At 49.9% G+C, this 19574-nt stretch carries 18 protein-coding genes; 7 read left to right on the top strand and 11 right to left on the bottom strand.

Annotated elements, in window-relative coordinates; translation table 11 throughout:
• Positions 1-12 precede the first annotated feature (12 nt).
• Positions 13-645 (top strand): MlaC/ttg2D family ABC transporter substrate-binding protein, encoded by a 633-nt coding sequence (locus GA693_RS10310; RefSeq protein WP_005180322.1) that lies wholly within the window; start codon positions 13-15, stop codon positions 643-645.
• An 11-nt stretch (positions 646-656) separates the two neighbouring features.
• Complete coding sequence (locus GA693_RS10305; RefSeq protein WP_045795311.1) at positions 657-944, top strand: STAS domain-containing protein; 288 nt, start codon at positions 657-659, stop codon at positions 942-944.
• Between the two features lie 140 nt (positions 945-1084).
• Here GA693_RS10305 and GA693_RS10300 read toward each other — a convergent pair whose 3' ends face one another.
• Positions 1085-2098, bottom strand: a complete 1014-nt coding sequence (locus tag GA693_RS10300; RefSeq protein WP_005180320.1) for a CorA family divalent cation transporter — start codon at positions 2096-2098, stop codon at positions 1085-1087.
• A gap of 152 nt (positions 2099-2250) precedes the next feature.
• On the opposite strand from GA693_RS10300, the gene GA693_RS10295 reads away from it, so the two are divergent.
• Both GA693_RS10295 and GA693_RS10290 read left to right on the top strand, forming a co-directional pair.
• The gene (locus GA693_RS10295; protein WP_160240933.1) at positions 2251-2844 is read left to right on the top strand and encodes an LOG family protein; all 594 of its coding nucleotides are present in this window, start codon (positions 2251-2253) and stop codon (positions 2842-2844) included.
• A 2-nt stretch (positions 2845-2846) separates the two neighbouring features.
• On the top strand, positions 2847-3248 hold the full coding sequence (locus GA693_RS10290; protein ID WP_171502392.1) for an NUDIX hydrolase: 402 nt from the start codon (positions 2847-2849) through the stop codon (positions 3246-3248).
• 22 nt (positions 3249-3270) lie between these two features.
• Here GA693_RS10290 and GA693_RS10285 read toward each other — a convergent pair whose 3' ends face one another.
• Positions 3271-3906 (bottom strand): ComF family protein, encoded by a 636-nt coding sequence (locus tag GA693_RS10285; RefSeq protein ID WP_160232300.1) that lies wholly within the window; start codon positions 3904-3906, stop codon positions 3271-3273.
• Positions 3893-5938: an ATP-dependent DNA helicase RecG gene (gene recG / locus GA693_RS10280; RefSeq protein WP_160240935.1), complete on the bottom strand. Its 2046-nt coding sequence runs from the start codon at positions 5936-5938 to the stop codon at positions 3893-3895. The genes GA693_RS10285 and recG overlap by 14 nt, the downstream gene beginning before the upstream one ends.
• 33 nt (positions 5939-5971) lie before the next feature.
• Between recG and GA693_RS10275 the strand changes: the two genes are divergently transcribed.
• On the top strand, positions 5972-6787 hold the full coding sequence (locus tag GA693_RS10275) for an NAD(P)H-binding protein (RefSeq protein ID WP_104488169.1): 816 nt from the start codon (positions 5972-5974) through the stop codon (positions 6785-6787).
• Between the two features lie 80 nt (positions 6788-6867).
• On the opposite strand, the gene plsB is transcribed toward GA693_RS10275, so the two are convergent.
• Positions 6868-9432 carry a glycerol-3-phosphate 1-O-acyltransferase PlsB gene (gene plsB, locus GA693_RS10270; protein ID WP_160240936.1) on the bottom strand — a complete coding sequence of 855 codons (2565 nt, stop codon included), beginning with the start codon at positions 9430-9432 and terminating at the stop codon, positions 6868-6870.
• Positions 9433-9718: 286 nt separating this feature from the next.
• Between plsB and GA693_RS10265 the strand changes: the two genes are divergently transcribed.
• Positions 9719-10591 (top strand): acyl-CoA thioesterase, encoded by an 873-nt coding sequence (locus tag GA693_RS10265; RefSeq protein ID WP_075167392.1) that lies wholly within the window; start codon positions 9719-9721, stop codon positions 10589-10591.
• Positions 10592-10954: 363 nt separating this feature from the next.
• Complete coding sequence (locus GA693_RS10260) at positions 10955-12199, top strand: dicarboxylate/amino acid:cation symporter (protein WP_160241786.1); 1245 nt, start codon at positions 10955-10957, stop codon at positions 12197-12199.
• Here the strand turns inward: GA693_RS10260 and GA693_RS10255 are convergent.
• The 7 genes from GA693_RS10255 to GA693_RS10225 form a co-directional block, all read right to left on the bottom strand.
• Entirely contained in the window at positions 12190-12615 is a 426-nt protein-coding gene (locus GA693_RS10255; protein ID WP_160240937.1) for a VOC family protein, read from the bottom strand. The genes GA693_RS10260 and GA693_RS10255 overlap by 10 nt on opposite strands.
• A 113-nt stretch (positions 12616-12728) precedes the next feature.
• Entirely contained in the window at positions 12729-13676 is a 948-nt protein-coding gene (locus GA693_RS10250) for a metal-dependent hydrolase (RefSeq protein ID WP_127801050.1), read from the bottom strand.
• A gap of 149 nt (positions 13677-13825) precedes the next feature.
• Entirely contained in the window at positions 13826-14665 is an 840-nt protein-coding gene (gene yihA, locus GA693_RS10245) for a ribosome biogenesis GTP-binding protein YihA/YsxC (RefSeq protein ID WP_005180304.1), read from the bottom strand.
• Positions 14666-14761: 96 nt separating this feature from the next.
• Positions 14762-15205: an RrF2 family transcriptional regulator gene (locus GA693_RS10240; protein WP_160240938.1), complete on the bottom strand. Its 444-nt coding sequence runs from the start codon at positions 15203-15205 to the stop codon at positions 14762-14764.
• 91 nt (positions 15206-15296) lie between these two features.
• On the bottom strand, positions 15297-16508 hold the full coding sequence (hmpA, locus tag GA693_RS10235; protein ID WP_160240939.1) for an NO-inducible flavohemoprotein: 1212 nt from the start codon (positions 16506-16508) through the stop codon (positions 15297-15299).
• A 148-nt stretch (positions 16509-16656) separates the two neighbouring features.
• On the bottom strand, positions 16657-18240 hold the full coding sequence (locus tag GA693_RS10230) for a helicase HerA-like domain-containing protein (protein WP_160240940.1): 1584 nt from the start codon (positions 18238-18240) through the stop codon (positions 16657-16659).
• Between the two features lie 19 nt (positions 18241-18259).
• A complete protein-coding gene (locus GA693_RS10225) occupies positions 18260-19462 on the bottom strand; it encodes a PLP-dependent transferase (RefSeq protein ID WP_160240941.1) in 1203 nt (400 codons plus the stop codon).
• Positions 19463-19574 lie beyond the last annotated feature (112 nt).

The raw sequence follows: 19574 nt of genomic DNA, 5'->3' as shown, positions 1-19574 counted from the left end.
GGAGAAATTTTAGTGAAGACATTGTTCAAACAAACCTTGACCGCAAGTGTTTTGGCCACGCTGGTGGCAGGTAGTGCATTTGCTGCACCAACCGAAACTCCTCCCGCATTTATCAAGAAAGTGGCGGATGGCCTGATTTCGCGTTTAAAAGCCGATCATGCCAAACTGCAAAATAATCCGGCCTTGGTGAAAACCATTGTGCGCCAGAACCTTGATCCGTATATCGATTCGCAAGCCTTTACCCGTATTGTGATGGGAACCTATGCGACCAATCAGTACAGTTCGGCTGCCCAGCGTGCCCAGTTTGAAAAGAATTTCCGTGAAACCCTGATTGAAAACTACGGTTCAGCCTTTGCGAAATTCAGCAACCAGACTTATACCTTACGTCCGTATAAAGCCAGCAACAGCAAGAACCCGGTAGTGACCATCGACTTTAACAACAAAGGCGAGAAAATTCCGGTATCGTTCCAGCTGGTCGATAAAGGCAATCAGTGGAAAATCCGTAACATCAACGTATCCGGGATTGATTTAGGTCTGCAGTTCCGTAACCAGTTTGCAGCCAACGTCAAACGTAATGGCGGCAATATTGATAAAGCGATTGCGACCTTTAAACCAGATGCAGAAGCTGCGGTTGATAAAAAATAATAGGACGTGCTGTGATTGAATATGTAAATCAGGAACTGCGAGTTTCCGGGAAAATTGACTTTAACAATGCCGAGCAGTATTACCAGCAGGGCTTGCAGCTGATTCAACAGCAGCCCGCCCCGGTGGTGGTGAATCTGGCCGAACTTGAGCAGGGCAGTACCCTGGCACTGGCCGTGCTGGTACGCTGGTTAAGACAGACCCCGGATGCGCAAGGGCTGGTCTTTAAAGCCGTCCCGGAAAAAATGATGAAGATTATTCAATCCTGTCATTTGCAGGATGATTTACAGCTCAGCGCTTAAACAAAAAGCACCTCAACCGAGGTGCTTTTTTTATGGCATTAAGTTTCTCGCTTGACTCAAGGGAGGTGAGGAGGGATAGAAGATTAGCGAAACCAGCCCTCTCTCTAACTCTCTCCCTCAGGGAGAGAGGACGTGTCGCATTAAATCCATTTCTTCCATCTGAAGTAAATCAGCGGCCCGATAAAGAAGCCAATCAGGATAATACTGACAATAATAAAACTGGTGGTGCCTTTGGCAAAAGGCAGTACGTCGGTGTTCATGCCATAAACACTGGCCACCAGCATTGGCGGTGCCAGCATACTTGGTAAAATCGAGAAGCGACGGATGGTGTCATTCTGTTCGGTGTTAATGAAACCCGAAGTAGTATCGAGCAGGAAGCGTACTTTCTGGAACAGGAAGGCGTCGTGTTCGACCAGCGAGCGTACATCTTCACTCAGTTCACGGATATCGGCATCATAAATATGACTGCCCAAAGCACGTGGACGGGCTAAAAAGGTCAGTACTCGGCGTAAATCAATTAGACAGAGCTGGGCTTTTCCAAGCATATCTTCCAGTTGTGCCAGCCGGGTAATCATGTCATCAAGGTCTAAAATCATTTCCCGGTGGCGGTTATTCAGCACTTCGGTGGAGTATTTTTCCAGGTCCTTGTGGATATCTTCCAAGATATCCGCAAGTTCATCCAGCTTGGCTTCTAACAGCCCGAGCAGCACCCAGGTCGGGTCTTTATAATCAATTTCATAATCATTGCGTCGTGCACGGGCCCGAAAAGCACGAAAGGCCACCAGTTTTTCACCGCGCAGGGTTAGCAGACGGTCCCGGTTTAAAATAAAGGCAACGGTTTGTACCGTGGCGAGAATACTGGAATTTTCTTCCGATTCATCATCGACCTGATAGTTTTTATTTTTCGTTAAAAAATAGGTGCTGATGTGTAAAACCCCATCATCATCACGGTAAAATCGGGCAGATGAGGAAATGTCTTCCAGGGACTTTAAGGTGGGTAAATCCTGCCGGTAGGCGTCCATGACCCACTGTTGTTCTTCTTGTGAAGGGGCGATCAGGTCAATCCAGACCAGTTCTGGATGCAGGTCGAAGCCGCCGTTGATGGTGGCATCTTCCAGACTACCGCGCTCTGTGGCGTAAAAGGCTTCAAGCATTAGTCTTTTCTCCCTTGCGCAGTATGGGTTTTATTGATGGGTGTATTTTAGACAAGGATTTGATTAAAAACACTGTTTGAAGTGCTAATTTATTTAAAAAACCAGCTCAAGGGTATATTTGCGGCATCATAGCCGCTGAACATGGTGAAAAAATGACAAATTCAATTGCAGTCTTCTGTGGCTCGGCTTTAGGTTCCGATGCGGTTTTTGTGGACACGGCGCAGCTGGTCGGGCAAACGATTGCAAAACAGGGCAAAACCCTGGTCTATGGTGGTGGTCGCTCCGGGTTAATGGGCGTGGTCGCAGACAGTGCCTTGCAGGCCGGTGGTGCCGTAATTGGCGTGATTCCGGAGCCGCTGGTTGATCGCGAGCTGGCCCATCCCGGTTTAACCGAGCTGCATGTGGTAAAAAATATGCATGAGCGTAAAACCAAAATGTCAGAACTGTCCGATGCCTTTATTGCCATGCCGGGCGGTGCCGGTACGCTGGAAGAAATTTTTGAGCAGTGGACCTGGGCCCAGCTGGGAATTCATTTAAAACCGAATGCCTTTTTAAATGTTGAAGGTTTTTATGATGATCTGCTGTGCTTTATTCGCATGACTACTGACAAGGGCTTTACCCATGCACGTTTTACCGAGGCGTTAATTGTGTCTGATTCTATGGATGAGATTTTAAGCCAGTTTGAACGCTTTCAGGCACCTGAACCGAAATGGGGTATGGCCGACCGTCAGGCCTTGGTGAAATAAATATGAACACCATTACCGTAGCTGCGGCCATTATTCTGAACGAGCAGCAGCAATTGCTGCTGGTACGCAAACAGCACACCCAATGTTTTATGCAGGTTGGCGGCAAGCTGGAAAGCAATGAGCCACCGGAGCAGACCATCTGCCGGGAAATTGCGGAGGAAATTGGCTGTCAGGCCCAGATTAAACAGTTTGTTGGCCGTTTTGAAACCGCTACAGCCAATGAGCCGGATCATCGTCTGGTCAGTTATGTCTATTATGTGCAGCTCGATCAGGACCCGCAGGTTCAGGCAGAAATTGCGGAAATGAAATGGATTGAACTGGAGGATAAGACGACACGTCTGGCACCGTTAACCACAGAAGTGGTGATTCCCTGGGTGAAACAGCATCTGTTACAGTCGGCTTAAGGCTGGCTGTTTTTCAGATGATTTAACCATCGGCACTGGCAATACACACCGCATAGACCTTGTGACAGCCAAGTTGCTCCAGCTGCTGTTTCAGTGCACGAATTGAGCTGCCGGTGGTGACCACATCATCGACAATTAATACCCGGCGATAAGGCCGGCCGGCATCGGGTCGCAGCTGGAATTGCTGGTCCAGATTTTCCAGTCGTTCCAAGCGGCTTAAGCCTTTTTGACTGTGTTGATGGCGCCGTACAACCGGTTGCCAGATTGGTAGCTGTAAATGGCGTGCCAGCACCTGAGCCAGCAGCAGGGTATGATGATAGCCACGCTCTGCCAGTCGCTCGGTTGCCACCGGCATCGGGACAATGGCCTGTACCCGTGGATAGGTCAATTCACACAGGCTGCCCGCCAGTAAAGACTGATAATGCAGTTGCTGCTCATATTTGAATTGCTGAATCATCCGGTCGACTGGATAACGATAATGACAGGCCACCTGAATCTCGGTTTCCTGCCGGTAGACGTTTGCTTTTAACCATGGCAGTTGCTGCAAGCAATCTGCACAGACCCGGTACTGCTGCTGGGCCGCACTGCCACAGAGCTGGCAGGGCAGTAATTTTTGTAATAGCGTACGGCTATGCGCCAGCAGCTTAAACATAGGCATAACGTGGTGCTTCCGGCAGCCAGCGTTTGAGCAGGGCCTCGGCCTGCTCGGGATAATCTTTCAGCATCTGCTGGGCCACATAATGTGCCTGATTCAGCAGATGATCATCGCGTTCCAGCTTGGCCACCCGAAAGCCCATATCGCCGGTTTGTTTGGTGCCCAGCAACTCCCCGGGGCCGCGCAGTTCCAGATCTTTTTCGGCAATCACAAAGCCATCATTGCTTTCTCTTAAAATCCGCAGCCGTTCCTGGCCGTTTTGCGACAGCGGATGCTTATACAGCAGGGCACAGAAACTGGCTTTGGCGCCCCGACCGACCCTGCCACGCAGCTGATGCAATTGCGACAGCCCTAAACGCTCGGCATTTTCAATCACCATAATTGAAGCATTCGGGACATCGACGCCGACTTCAATCACGGTGGTGGCAATCAGCAATTGTAGCTGGTTGTCTTTAAACTGCTGCATCACCGCCTGTTTGTCATCAGCCTTCATTTTGCCATGCACCAGACCAATATTCAGTTCCGGAAAGCGTTCCTTGATTTCAGCAAAAGTCGCTTCGGCAGCTTGCGCATCCAACGTTTCTGACTGTTCGACCAGGGTGCAGACCCAATAGGCCTGTTTGCCTTCGGCACAGTTGCTGGCAATACGCTGTAGTACCTGTTCGCGCCGGTCCAGTGGAATGGTCACGGTCTGAATCGGGGTACGGCCCGGCGGCAGCTCATCAATAATGGAAGTGTCCAGATCGCCATAGGCGGACATCGCCAGCGTACGTGGAATTGGGGTGGCGGTCATCACCAGCTGATGCGGAGTCATGTGATTCAGGCCCTTGTTTCTTAAGGCCAGCCGCTGATCGACCCCAAAGCGGTGCTGCTCATCAATAATCACCAGTCCCAGCTTGGCAAATTCGACATTGTCCTGAAACAGCGCATGGGTGCCGACCACCAGCTGGGCGCTGCCATCCTGAATAATCTGTTCGGCGCTGGCGCGGGCCTTGCCTTTCTGTTTGCCAGAGAGCCAGGATACGGTCAGTCCCAAAGGTTCAAACCAGCGTTTAAAGTTTAAATAATGTTGTTCAGCCAGAATCTCAGTCGGTGCCATCAGCGCCACCTGCCAGCCTTCTTCCAGTGCATGACAGGCCGCCACCGCCGCCACCAGTGTTTTGCCGGCGCCGACATCACCTTGTACCAGCCGCAGCATCGGCTTGTTTTGTTTCAGGTCCTGGATAATTTCCTTGGACACTCGTTTTTGTGCGCCGGTCATGCTAAACGGTAAGCAGGCCAGTAACTGCTTGGCCAGATGTTGGCTGGGCGCAAAAGCTGGCGCTTCAATCTGCTGAATATAAGCACGGCGGGTCAATAAACTGACCTGATGTGCCACCAGTTCTTCAAAAATCAGCCGCTGCTGGGCCGGATGCGAACCCTGACCAAGCTGCAGCATATTGGCACTGGTTGGCGGTTCATGGATATATTCCAGCGCCTGTTTCAGTGCATAGCCGTTGGTAAATTTTTCCGGCAACAGTTCCGGCAGATCATCACTGTGCTGTTTCAGCGCCTGTTTGACATAGTCGCGCAGTTTGGGCTGGGTCAGCCCTTCGGTGCTTGGGTAAATCGCCGTGAGTTGGGTTTTCGGCAGCGGAGTATGCTCGCTGATCAGCTGGATTTCCGGATGATACATTTCCAGACCACGTGCGCCGACCCGGACTTCACCAAACACGCGCAGGCGGTTGCCGACTTTGGCACGGTCGGTTAGGCCTTTATAAATATGATAAAAACGTAAGGTGACTTTGGCGCTGTCATCATCCAGCAGAATTGCCATCGACTTGCGTTTGCCGGGTGGGAAATCGACCCCTTTGACAATGCCTTCCAGTAAATAGCTGCGGCCGACGTTCAATTGGTTCATCGGAATGATCGTGCTACGATCTTCATAATCACGCGGCAGATGAAACAGTAGGTCATCTGTGGTGAAAATATTCAGTTTTTCCAGTAACGCGGCAGCAGCAGCGCCAACGCCTTGTAATTGATGGACTGCGGCCATGTCCCCTCAACAATGGTAATGAGCAAGTGGGTTATGCATATTTTATTTATCGGTTATGGTAAAACATCTGCACGTGTGGCTAAACAACTATTTCAAGCCGGCCACCAAATTACCACAATTAGCCGCAGCCGGAAAAGTGATGTGCATGCAACGCATCTGATTCAGGATGTGCAGCAGCTGGATTTAAGCCAGCTGGCGCCCATTGACTGGGTCTATGTGCTGCTCAGTCCGGGGCAGAGTACGCCGGAGGCCTATCAGCAGACCTATCTGGATTCGGTGCAACCAATTGTAACGGCGCTGGCAGCGCATCCGGTGCGGCGCATGGTGGTGGTGTCATCGACCCGGGTGTATGGACAAAATGCCGGGGAATGGATTGAGGATACCACACTGCTTCAGCCGCCAGATGCACAGGCAGACATTCTGCTCAAGATGGAGCAGGCCTATTTAAGCGCTTATCCGGAGCGTTGCACCATTATCCGGCCCAGCGGTATTTATGGCAGCTCAATCGCAAGGATGGTCAAGCTGGCGCACACGCTCACTGAATATCCAAACCGGCACTGGTCTAACCGGATTCATATTGATGATCTGGCGCGTTTTCTGGCACAGATGATTCACGTGGAACATCTGCAGGAGAGTTATATTGTCAGTAATGGTCAGCCGCAACTGCTGCATGAAGTGGTGCAATGGTTTCAGCAGCAGCTACATCGGCCGTTATTAACCCTGACCAGTCCGCACGAAACCGGCAAGCGGATTCGACCGAAACGGATGCAGGACAGTGGTTTTAAGTTACAGCATGATGACTGTTTTCAGGATTATCTGGCCCTGTTACAGCAAGCGGATGTGAACTAAGAATTTTTAATTTTATTGAGGATGGCTTATATTTCCCGCACCTTTGCACGAAGGCAAAGATACGGGTTATGGACGGTTTTTTATTTCTTTTTACGTTTTAAGCGACGTTTGGCTTGCTGTGCGGCTAGTGCATCTAGTGCATCTTTCAGTTCTTCATCGCTAAAGGTGGTGATGTGTTGCAGCATTTGCAGGGTTACATCATCCAGCACCAGATTGGCATACTGCGCCACATTGCTAAAGTTCTCATCAAAGACAATGGCATTGTCGCTGTTGGTGCTGATATAGCCTTGCTGGGTCAGCACTTTAATAAAGCTCTGGAACAGGGCCTTATCGAAGAATTCCGGTGAGTTGAACTCATACAGCACCGATAAACGCTGACCCACCAGATGACTCAGTTCTTCAACCTGACGGGCGGAAATATTGCCCGAACCACGCTGGGTAATCAGCGCCAGGGTCATGTAGTAGCGTTCCAGGCTTTGCATCACCGGCGCAGCCAGCACCACCAGTTGGTTATGATCTTCACTGTTCGGTGCCGGAGAAAGCAGATTCCCTTCAGCATCTTCACTAATCAGCTTGGCCTGAATTAGCCCATCGGCATAGGCACAGATCTGCTGTTTCAGTTCTGCTTCATTCCATTTCAGGAACAGCTCGGCTTTCAGGAACGGATACAGCGTGCGAATTACATTAATCAGATCGCCGCGCTTGATCGAACCATTGTGTTCAACCAGTGCCGCTACCAGAGATGGCAGGACAAAGGCATGCAGAATATTGTTGCGGAAGTAGGTCAGCAACACCGCCTGATTGTCTTCAATGGCAATAATATCGCCCAGAACGTGTTGTACACGTTTGATCAGTTTCAGCTTCAGACCGTAGGCAATAATTTCCTTGCCTGAAAGCGGGGTGATGTGGGTGCGCTCATCGTAAGGCAGGGCAGTAAGCAGGTCACGATAGGTATCCAGCTGCTTGATACAGATCGCTTCATCTAAGGTATGTTTTGGCGTGCCCAGCAAAATCAGCGATAACAGCGATACCGGGTTAATTACCACGGCGCGGTTAATGTTTTCCAGAATCGCATAGGCCGAGCTGTTTACCGCATCGGATACTTCCTGCGGAATCGGATCGTCATTTTTTTCGATACTGATCTGCTCGGCGCCATGCTGTTTTAGCATGTCATCTAAAAACACTGGCTCGCCAAAATTCACATGCACCTTGCCAAAAATACGCTCGATTTTTCTCAAGGTTTTCAGAATACCGACAATGGATTCGGCCTCTTTCGGTTTACCCTGCATTTCACCGACATAGGTCGAACCTTCCATCAGGCGTTCATAGCCAATATAGGTTGGCACAAAGGCAATCGGTTTGGCGCGGCCACGTAAATGTCCATGTACGGTCATGGCCAGCATACCGGTTTTTGGTGGCAACAAGCGGCCGGTACGTGAACGGCCGCCTTCAATAAAGTATTCCAGCGGCGTGTTGCGCGACAGAATGCTGTACAGATATTCCTTAAATACGGTGGTGTACAGGCCATTGCCACGGAAAGTCCGGCGAATAAAGAAGGCTCCGCCACCGCGTAATAACTGACCGACAAAGGGCATGTTCAGGTTATCGCCAGCCGCAATATACGGCACCATCATGCCGCGTTTATAAATCACATAAGACAGCAATAAATAGTCGATATGACTGCGATGGCACGGGGTATAAATAATTTCGTAGTCTTTGGCCAGTTCACGCACGGTGCTGAAATTATGCACCTCGACGCCATCATAGAGCTGGGTCCATAAACGGGTTAGCGCCGTTTCAGCAAAGCGGATGGCGGCATAGGAATAGTCCGACACGATTTCATTTAAATAGCCAATGGCACGGCGCTCGGCTTCAATCATGCTGATTTTACTGCGGATGCTTTCGCGGCGAATGGCTTCTTGTACATCCGGCGCTTTAATCAGACTGTGCATGACGTTACGGCGATCCGATAAATCCGGACCTAATACCACTTCGCGCTGGCTGTCTAAATAATTATTTAAGGTATTAATAATACAGGTCGCCGGCGACAGGTTTGGTGCCTGCATCTTGGCGGTCTGCACCATCGCTCTTAAAGACTGTGCCTCATGAAATTCCAGATAGGATTGGCGACCATGCAGGCCAATATTGACCAGCTGCTTGACGGTGCCCGGCGTGGCCCAGGTATCGGTCAGGAGCAGTTTGAGCCAGGAATCTTCTTTATCTGGCGCGCGGCCCCAGAGGACCGTGACCGGAATCAGCTCAATATCCAGTTCCGGGTGCCGCTCCAGCAGCTCAATCAGACGCAGCAAACGCGGCGGAAAGGCGTGCGGCGGCGGATTTAGCAGATTGTTTTCATCATAGTGCTGTAGAAACAGAATCGAAGCTTTTTCCTTGTGCTGGCCAATCTGCATCGGGTCTAATGCGGGCGGCAGCTTTAAGCGGCGTGTTTCACCATCAAGGACCAGGGCATTGCTGCGGGAATGGTTCTGTAGCACATAGCAGACAATTTTCTGGATCGGCTGTTCTGAATGGTCTGTCGCTGCTGCTTCGGCAGGAACCTCGCCCAGTACATGCGGGGTTACCACCAGATCAAGCAGTTTGCTTGAAAGCTGACGATAAATTTGACCAAAACCACTCTTGGACATACCAACTCCTAAATCAATGACCAGTACCGCAGATTATCTGAGGGAAAAATAATGAATCTAATTGTAGCGAAAAATAGCCTGACATTTTCTGACAAATTCTATCTTTAGTGCTCAATTTTATCGTTAAAAATCGTATTTTTAGTGCGGTGCATTATACGGGAGCCGTGACAGGGCAGTCAGTTAAACTTTAGTGTTTTAGTCGACAAATATGGCAAAATAGGCAAGATTGAGCTGTTTCTATTTTGCTTGTTTTGATTTTTAAATATCCCGACATAGGTTTCCCCGCATGAATGCACTGACTCAGGAACTGGTTGAACTGCTTAGCCTGGAAAAACTTGAAGAAAATATCTACCGAGGCATCAGCCGCAATCTGGTCGGTAAGCGCGTGTTCGGTGGACAGGTGCTGGGCCAGGCGCTGCGTGCGGCCTCGTATACCACCGACCGTCCGGCGCATTCCTTACATGCCTACTTCCTGTTTGGTGGCGATGTCAACGCACCGATCATTTATGAAGTGGACCGGATTCGTGAAGGCAAGAGCTTTGTTAGCCGTCAGGTACGAGCCATCCAGCATGGCCGGACCATCTTTATGTGTATGGTATCTTTTGCTGCGCCAGAAGAAGGGCTGAATTACCAGATTTCCGAGCCTGAATATCCGGCACCGGAACAGTTAAAAAATGAAGCAGAACTGGTGCAGAGCATTGTCGAATTTATTCCAGAAAACGTTCGCGCCAGCTTTACCCGTGACCGTCATGTGGAAATCCGCCCGGTGAATCCAAGCAATCCGTTTCAGCCGCAGCCGGAAGCGCCGTCTTATGCGCACTATATCCGTACACATAGCCCGATTGCAGCGGAGCAGGATGAAATTGCCTTGCATCAGGCCATTGCTGCCTTTTATTCAGACTTTACCCTGATGACCACCGCGCTGCGTCCGCATGGCCTGAGTTATCTGTCGCCAAGTCTGCAATGTGCCAGTATCGACCATGCCATGTATTTTCATAAGCCATTCCGGGTCGATGACTGGATGCTATATGACATGGAAGCCACCATCAGCAACAGTTCGCGTGGCCTGAACTTTGGCCGTATGTGGCAAAACGGTGAGCTGGTCTGTAGCACCACCCAGGAAGGTTTAATTCGCCTACGCGAAATTGAAACCCAGTAAACCAATATCAATAAAAAAAGCCGAATCAGTCGATTCGGCTTTTTTTATCCTACCTTCAATGGCAATGCGGCAAATCGCTTGGTGCATGTTTATGGCAGCCTTGTGCCTTGCTGTTGCCCGAAGAATGGGCAAAAACCTGAGAGGTGCTACAAATTAGTGCAAGAATAAGGGCGAGTTTTTTCATGAGGTTACTCTTTTAGTCTTAAAAACAAGGTAATGCACTGATAAAGCACATCTTATGCCAGTTTTTCTGGCACCGGGCTTTTTTCCTGAGCTGGATTTGCTTTTGACAAAATAATGCTCGATTCAGCGCAGCTCGCATGGCATAGTGCCAAGCAAGATGACATCACAATATATGCACCCATGAGCTTAAATACACAAATTCTGGTGGCCGCAATTTTAGGGGTTCTATTCGGGTTTTTGTTGAACCTGTTGCCGGGCAGCGCATTTTATGACGGCAGCTTATATGGCCTGAGTATTGCCAGCAGTATTTTTATCGGCCTGCTGAAAATGCTGCTGATTCCCCTGATTTTCAGTTCGATTGTAGTCGGGGTATCCAACCTGCAGGCTTCTGGCCAGCTGAGCCGGGTCTGGAAAATTACCTTGCTGTGCTGTGTTACCACCACCACATTGGCACTCATTTTAGGTCTGGCCTGTGCGCATCTGTTTGAAGTCGGCAAAGGTGTAGATGTGCGTTTATTCCAGGACGCGATGAGCCAGCATCAGACGCCAGATACCTTAACGCCGTCGTCTTTCTTCACCAATTTTATTCAAAACACCCTGATTAATCCGTTTAAGGCCTTTGCCGAGGGCAATGTGCTGGCGGTGGTGGTGTTTGCCTTATTTGTCGGGGTGGCGCTGGTCAAAGGCGGTGAGCAGTTCCGGACTGTGCGCCGGCTTAGTCATCAGTTTTTTGACATCATGATGCTGATGATCGGCTGGGTGATGAAACTGGCACCGCTGGGGATTTTTGCGCTATTGGCCAAGCTGATTGCCACCGAAGATGTGACCGTGCTCAGCCGTCTGGCTGAGTTTGCCGTAGTGGTAACCGGCACCACGATTTTTCATGGTCTGGTGGTACTGCCGCTACTGCTATGGCTATTTGGAAAAATGAATCCGGTGACCTTCTTTAAAGGAACCCGCGCTGCTTTAATTACTGCATTTGCCACCAGTTCCAGTTCGGCCACCATGCCGCTTTCGATGAAATGTGCCCAGGAAAACCTGAAGGTGCGCCCGCAAACAGCTGGCTTTGTAATTCCGCTGGGGACACAGCTGAATATGGATGGCACAGCCTTATATGAAGCCGCTGCGGCGCTGTTTATTGCCAATTTAATGGGGCTGGATTTGACCTTGGGCCAGCAGCTGGTGGTCTGTGCCACCGCCATGATTGCCTCCTTGGGCGCGCCGGGAATTCCAAGTGCCGGCATGGTCACCATGATTATGGTGCTGCAATCGGTCGGTCTGCCGGCAGAAGCAATTGCCATTTTACTGCCGATTGACCGTTTGCTGGATACCGTACGTACCGTAGTCAATGTCCAGGGTGATATGATGATTAGTGTGGTGGTTGACCGTTATACCCGCGATGATCAGATCGCAACTCAATCCTGAGTATCTTCCCAGCACGGATTCCAGACCACTTCCCAAAGATGGCCATCGGGGTCCTGAAAATAACCGGCATAACCGCCATAAAAGGTGGCTTGTGCCGGTTTGACAATGGTGGCACCGGCACGCTCGGCCTGCTGCATCACCTGATCTACGTCCAGCGGACTATGCACATTATGCCCCAGACTGATTTGGGTCGGGCAAAAACGGCTCAGGGGCAGGCCGCTATCCTGCGCCAAGGCAGCCTGTGGCCACAGTGCCAGTGTCAGGCCTGAATCCAGTGCGATAAACGCCACCGCGCCCTGTTCAAATTCCTGCCCAACGATCCCTTCACTCTGCCAGCCCAAACCTTGCTGATAAAAGCGCAAAGCTGCGTCTAAATCCTGCACAGCCAGCGTGATCACACTCAAAGATGCGCGCATTGTTCCTGCCTTTTTGCTCAAGTCTGATTTTTATCTTAGCGGAAATCTGGCTCGACACAGTGCTGCCTGTGTCGGGCAATTGTATCTCTGCAATTCTGCACCAGGTGGATGCTTTACGCGACTTTAAGCTGGGCGCGCTGTGCCGCCGGGGAGGCTTGCAGATAGGCCAGCGCATCTTCGGTTTTGGCTTCATGCAGCGGGTCATACCACGGCATTAAATAACCCAGCTGCTGTGATACCAGCCAGAATGGTGAGGGCAATAAGCCGTTATTGGCCTGTGCAGTGCGGTACCATTCCCGCCAGATCCACGGTTTATACAGGGCCGGCCGGATTGATGCATAACGCGGGTCCTGACGCATAATATGCGCCGCGCCATCGACCCAGAGACCAATTACTCCAGCAATCACCAGCAGGCTCAGATAATAACGGGCCAGATAACTGCCACCCAAATGCCGGTACAGGTCAAAGGCCACGGTGCGATGCTCGATTTCTTCTGCGCCGTGCCATTTGACCAGATCCAGCATGGCCGGGTCGGCACCCTGACGCTGCCATTCGCGGTTATACAGCGCATATTTACCCAGCACGCAGGTCATGTGTTCTACCGTGGCAACAATGCCTAAACGGAACAGATCCCAGTGCCGTTCGCTCCATTGCGGCAATTGCAGACCTAAAGGCCGATCGGCCAGTAACTGGTTAAACAGTCCGTTCATCAGGCTGATATTGCGCTGAATATCAATCTGGCGTTCGCTTAAATAATCCTTGTTGGCCGAGTTATGCGCCTGGGCGTGCATGGCTTCCTGGCGGATAAAGGCCTGCACATCCTGTTTTAGTTTTTCATCCTGAATCTGCGGCAAAACCTTGTTGTACAGCCGGCAAAACCAGAACTCGCCGGCCGGCAGAATCATGTTAATTTCGTTAATAAAATAACTGGCAAAAGGCTGCTGCGGAATCCAGTCGATGGGGGTGTCCTGCCATTCAAAGCGGACTTTACGCGGTTGAATAAAGTAGCCAATGGATGAGCCACGGGCAGCACGGCGAAAACGTGCGAGGAGTTTTTTCATGCTGTATTGCACCTCTAAAATGTGATGCGGTTCAAATTATGCTCAGCATGAGTATGAAAAAAATATCCCCCATTGAAACTAGCAATAGGGGACATTCCAATATCAATAGATGTAAATTATTGTCAGACAGTTTTGAGTTGTTGCAAAGCTTATGGCTCTTTGGCGGCCGTTTCAGTCAGCTGTTCAACAGCTTCTGTATCCGGCAGCTCTTCTGCTTCCAGTTCATCTGCCGTGGCTTCCGGAATGCTGGCCAGATCAAACTGCTGCGATTGTTCCAGGGTAAAGTTCAGACGACCGGCCATTACACTGGCCAGTTCTTCCAGACCCTGACGATTGAGTGAGGAGAACAGTTGAATCGAGAAATCCAGCTTCATCTTTTTCAGCTGCTGTTTTACTTCCAGCAGGACTTTATTGGCCGGGCCACGATTCAGCTTGTCGGATTTGGTTAGCAGAACATGTACAAACAGATGACGGGAATAAGCCCATTCCAGCATCATCACATCAAAATGCTGCAGTGGATGGCGAATATCCATTAGCAAGACCAGACCCTGTAAGCTCTTGCGATGAATCAGGTAGTTTTCTAGTTCTTTTTGCCAGACAATTTTCATCGATTCGGGTACCGCAGCATAACCATAACCCGGTAAATCGACCAGACGCTGCTCCGGATTGCCCAGACTAAAGAAGTTGATCATCTGGGTACGGCCCGGTTTTTTCGAGGCACGTGCCAGCTGTTTCTGGTTGGTTAGGGCATTAATCGCACTGGATTTGCCAGCATTGGAACGTCCGGCAAAGGCCACCTCATAGCCGCTATCTTCTACACAGAGATTCAGCTTTGGCGCACTCATCAGGAATTCGGCTTTACGTAGCCAGTTCAGGGCACGAACGGCGTATTCGGTAATCGCAGGATCAGCCTTTTTCTCATAGCTAATCTTTTGCTTCGGCGCATTAGCGGCCTTAGTGTTTTTCGATTTTCCTCTGCTATGGTGCATAACTTAACTTCATCACTGCTTTTACAAAGCGGTATTATAGATCAACTCGCGCAGACACGCGAACTTTGCTGTAGCCGTGTGCAAAAGTTATCTGACTCAGAGATTGATCAGCTGAATTGGCGATTGTGTGCTCCACTGTGCCGGTGCAGGAGTATCTAATACGTCGGACAGGGTGTACTGGTCCAGACTCTGATAAAACTGTTCCAGTGCCTGATCTAAAATGCCCTTTAAACCACAGCGACTGCGCAGCACGCACGGCGGGGTATTACATTCCACAATCTGGGTTTCACGTTGCAAGATACGCACGATCTGGCCCAGCTTCAGTGCCCGTGCATCCGGATTTAAACGCAGGCCGCCCCCTTTACCGCGGGTGGTAATCAGCCATTCCTGTTTGCCCATGAAATGCACAATTTTAACCAGATGGTTTTGGGAAACATGCAAATCCTGCGCAATTTCCGCAATCGTATACGGCAGATCTCGCGGTGGGGAGATATACAGCAGAATACGTAATGCATAGTCGGTGAATTTATTTAATTGCATGATCGCACAAATATTTTTTCAAAGTTGAAATACAAGAAGGCTAGTCTACCATAAGCAGACTAGCCCTCCTATGTTTTACACGTGTGGGGTTTTAGTGACGTACACCACCCGTACCAAACGCTTCACTGTGAATCTGTTCGGCTTTAATACCACGTGCCAGTAAGGCTTTTTGCTGCTCGGCCATGAATGGCATTGGGCCACACAGGTAGTAATCAGCATTTTCCGGTAATAAGGCAGCATCCATGGTGCTCAGGTCCAGACGACCGGCCACATCATAATCCTGACCTAACACATCTTCGGTATTCGGGAATTCATAGGCTGTAAAGGTATGAATACGTGGATATTTGGCCTTGATTTCCTGAATATGCTGTTTCATGGCATGTACCTGTTTGCTGCGGCAGGCATGAATGAAGGTCACCGGTTGTGGCACATCTAAAGTGACCAGCTGGTTCAGCATCGCAATCATTGGGGTTAAGCCAACACCACCACTGATGAACACATTACGTTTGTTGCTGTCGATCAGGTAGAAGTTTCCGGTTGGCGCTGAAATTTCAAGTTCTGCACCTTCTGGCAGCTGATGCAGCGCATTAGATACCCAGCCTGCAATCTTGTCGGCGCCATTACCCGGTTCGCGTTTCACTGAAATACGTAAGTAGTCTTGCTGCGGGCTGGTTGACAGCGTGTATTGACGTGGTTGTTTCAGGTCCAGTTCAGGGACAAAAACACGTACTGAAATGTATTGGCCGGCTTCATATTTTGGTAAGGCACCACCATCGACCGGTTCAAAGTAGAACGAGGTAATTTCGTCGCTTTCTACCACTTTCTTGGCGATTTTGAAATTACGCCAGCCTAACCAGCTGCCTTGAGTTTGCTGATGCTGCTCGTAAATGGCACGTTCGGTATTAATAAACACTTCTGCAAGCTGGCCATACGCGGCGGCCCAGGCATCAATCAGTGGATCATCCATGGAAATATTCAGCACTTCGCTGATGGAGTGCAGCAGGTTTTCACCGACAATATTATAGTCCGGAGCTTGAATATTCAGACTGACATGCTTGTGTGCGACCAGTTCAATTACTGGCGCCAGTACTGATGGATCTTCAATATTTTCTGCATAGGCCAGTACCGCACCTGCCAGTGCCTGCGCCTGCGCACCACTGCGTTGATGACCCAGGTTAAAGGTTTCTTTAAGGTCCGGATTATTCCCCAACATGCGGTTATAGAAATAGCTGGTCAGGGCCACACCATTTTCACGTAGAACAGGAACAGTTGCTTTTACAAGGTCAATTTGCTGTGGAGTCATGGCTGATCTCTCATGGCTGGTTATTTATAAGATGTATTTAAAATACATTTTATAAAACGCCAGTGCAAGCACTGTTTTTAAAAAACCATAAAAAATTATGGGATATAAAAATATCCCATAATGAAAGCTGTTCCTATCGGTTTTTTGATTATTTTCGGCCAAACAGGGAGCCTAATAATCCGCGGACAATTTTCTGTCCGGTGCTGCCGCCTAAGGTTCGGGCTGCACTCTTGGCAAAGGTGCCGACAATATCCTGAGTCAGCTTTTCACGCTGTCGTGCAGTGCGTTCAGCTTCTTTTTGCTGTTCGCGGTCCAGACGTTCCTGTTCCCGCGCCTGCTGTTTGGCCAAAGCAGCCTGTTCTTTGGCTTGCTGCTTGGCTAAAGCTTCCTGTTCTTTGGTGCGTTGCTGTTCTAGCGCGGCCTGTTCAGCCTGTTGCTGGCGTTCCGCTACTTTCTGTTGCAGCATTTCATAGGCACTGTCCCGGTCCAGACTCTGCTCATATACACCGGCGACAATACTCTGGCTCATCAGTGCCTTGCGCTGTTCAGGGCTAATCGGGCTAAACGAGGAGTAGGGCGGCATCACCCAGCCGCGCTCTACAATCTGCGGCGTGCCTTGTTCATCCAGACAGCTAATTAAAGCTTCACCGACGGCCAGTTCGGTAATGGCCTGTTCTACCTGAAACTCCGGATTGGCACGGAAGGTCTCGGCAGCGGTTTTGACCGCTTTCTGATCTTTCGGGGTAAAGGCGCGCAAGGCGTGTTGCACCCGGTTGCCGAGCTGTCCCAGTACACTTTCAGGCAAATCCAGCGGATTCTGGGTGACAAAATAAATTCCGACGCCTTTGGAGCGAATCAGGCGGACTACCTGCTCAATTTTCTCCTGCAGGGCCGGGCTGGCATTGTCAAACAGTAAATGCGCTTCATCAAAGAAGAACACCAGCTTGGGTTTGTCCATATCACCAACTTCCGGCAACTGTTCAAACAGCTCTGATAGCATCCACAATAAAAAGGTCGCATACAGTTTCGGGGTGTGCATCAACTTGTCTGCAGCCAGCAGGTTGATGTTGCCGTGTCCCTGGGCATCGGTCTGCATGAAATCCAGAATATTCAGGCTGGGCTCGCCAAAAAACAGATCACCGCCCTGATCGGCCAGTGCCAGTAAATTGCGCTGAATCGCGCCCAGACTGGCTGGAGATAAATTGCCATAGTCGGCCTTTAACTCTGCCGCATGTTCGCTGACATAGCTGAGCATGGCTTTCAGGTCTTTAAAGTCAATCAGCAGGAGGCCCTGATCATCGGCAATCCGAAACACTGCCGACAGTACACCTTCCTGGGTGTCATTTAAATTCAGCATCCGGGCTAGCAGTAGCGGTCCGATTTCGGAGATGGTGGTGCGAATTGGATGGCCCTGTTCACCAAATAAATCCCAGAACACCACCGGCGAGGCAGCAAAGGGAATACTGTCAATACCCAGGCTTTTAATCCGTTCATCAAATTTGGGATTGCTGGAACCAGCCTGCGCCAGACTGGAAACATCGCCTTTGGCATCGGCCAGAAAGACTGGGACACCAATGCGGGAAAAACTTTCTGCCAGTACCTTTAATGTTACGGTCTTGCCGGTACCTGTTGCCCCAGCAATCAGGCCATGACGGTTGGCAAGCTGGGAATGTAAGACTATCGCTTGTGTGGTATCACGGGTTTTTTTGGCAATGGTAATTGGTGTACCCATACTGTACTGATCCTCGTTGTTATTCGTTTTTATGCTGCTTTAAATGTTGTAATGCTTGCGCTATATCTTGAATTAAATCATCCGGATGTTCCAGTCCTATACAGAAACGCACCAGCAAACCTTGTTTTAGGTGTTTATGCTCAAGCACACGCATCTCTTTAAGGTTATACAGCATTACCAGGCTGACCGGCCCGCCCCAGCTAAAGCCCAGCTTGAACAGGGTTAATGCATCACAGAATGCCCGAATATCGTTTAAATTGTATTGCGCATCAAAAATCACACTAACCAGTCCGGCGCTGTGACCGTCTTTGCAGATGTCCTTCCAATATGCATGACCGGCACTGTCCGGATCAGCCGGATGCAGGACCTGAACCAGCTCTTTTTGCTGTTTTAGCCAGTTCAGCAAGGTCAGTGCTGATTGTGACTGTTGCTGGTAACGCAGCTGCATGGAGGCCAGACTGCGCTGGATTTGCGCCGTATCATCTCCGCTGACACAAATCCCCTGAATGGCATGCATCCGGAATAATTGATGATGGAGCTTCTGGTCACGCGTCACCACCGAGCCCATTAAAATATCGCCACCCCCGCTTGGATATTTGGTTAGCGCATGCACGGTCAGATCTACGCTTAAGTGGTCCTCGCCAAAATCAAAGGCATTAAAGGCCAGTCCTGCGCCCCAGGTATTGTCCAGCGCAGTCAAAATATTATGGGCTTGGGCTTTTTTTACCAGACCAATTAAGTCCGGAAACTCCAGTGTCACCGAACCAGCCGCTTCGAGCCATAACAGTTTGGCTTTATCGCTTGGGCTAAAGCTTTCTACCTCCAACGGGTTATAGACCTTGACGGCAATGCCATAACGCTGCTGCAGATTACGCAGATGCTCCATATTCGGACCATAAATATTGTCCGGAACCCAGACCTCATCACCCTGGCTTAACAAGCAGGAATTGACCAGATTAATCGCAGAGAGGCCGCTCGGCGCCAGCAGGTGATACAGACCGCCTTCGATCTGCGCGATGTGATCACCTAACGTAAAGGTCGTCGGCGTGCCATGCGTGCCATAACTATAGTCATAGGCATCAGTCCAGTGGCGATTAAACAGTGCATCGGTGTTGTTAAAAATAATCGTCGATGCACGATAGAGGGGAGGTTGAACCGTAGAAATCAGTTGAGGGGCTTTTCGTGGTGCATGAATCAGTTCGGTTTGCGGATTTTTTTTCACGACTTCGCTCAAATCAGGACAATCAATTGAATTTAGCTTAAGAGAAAAGGATCAGTTGTGCCATATCTGGCTGTATTTATTTGACTTTGAACACTCGGCGCTAAAGTTGGCT

The organism is Acinetobacter indicus, assembly GCF_009914475.1.
GTDB classification, from domain to species: Bacteria; Pseudomonadota; Gammaproteobacteria; order Pseudomonadales; family Moraxellaceae; genus Acinetobacter; species Acinetobacter indicus.
This window is presented reverse-complemented; position numbering and strand designations above follow the sequence as displayed.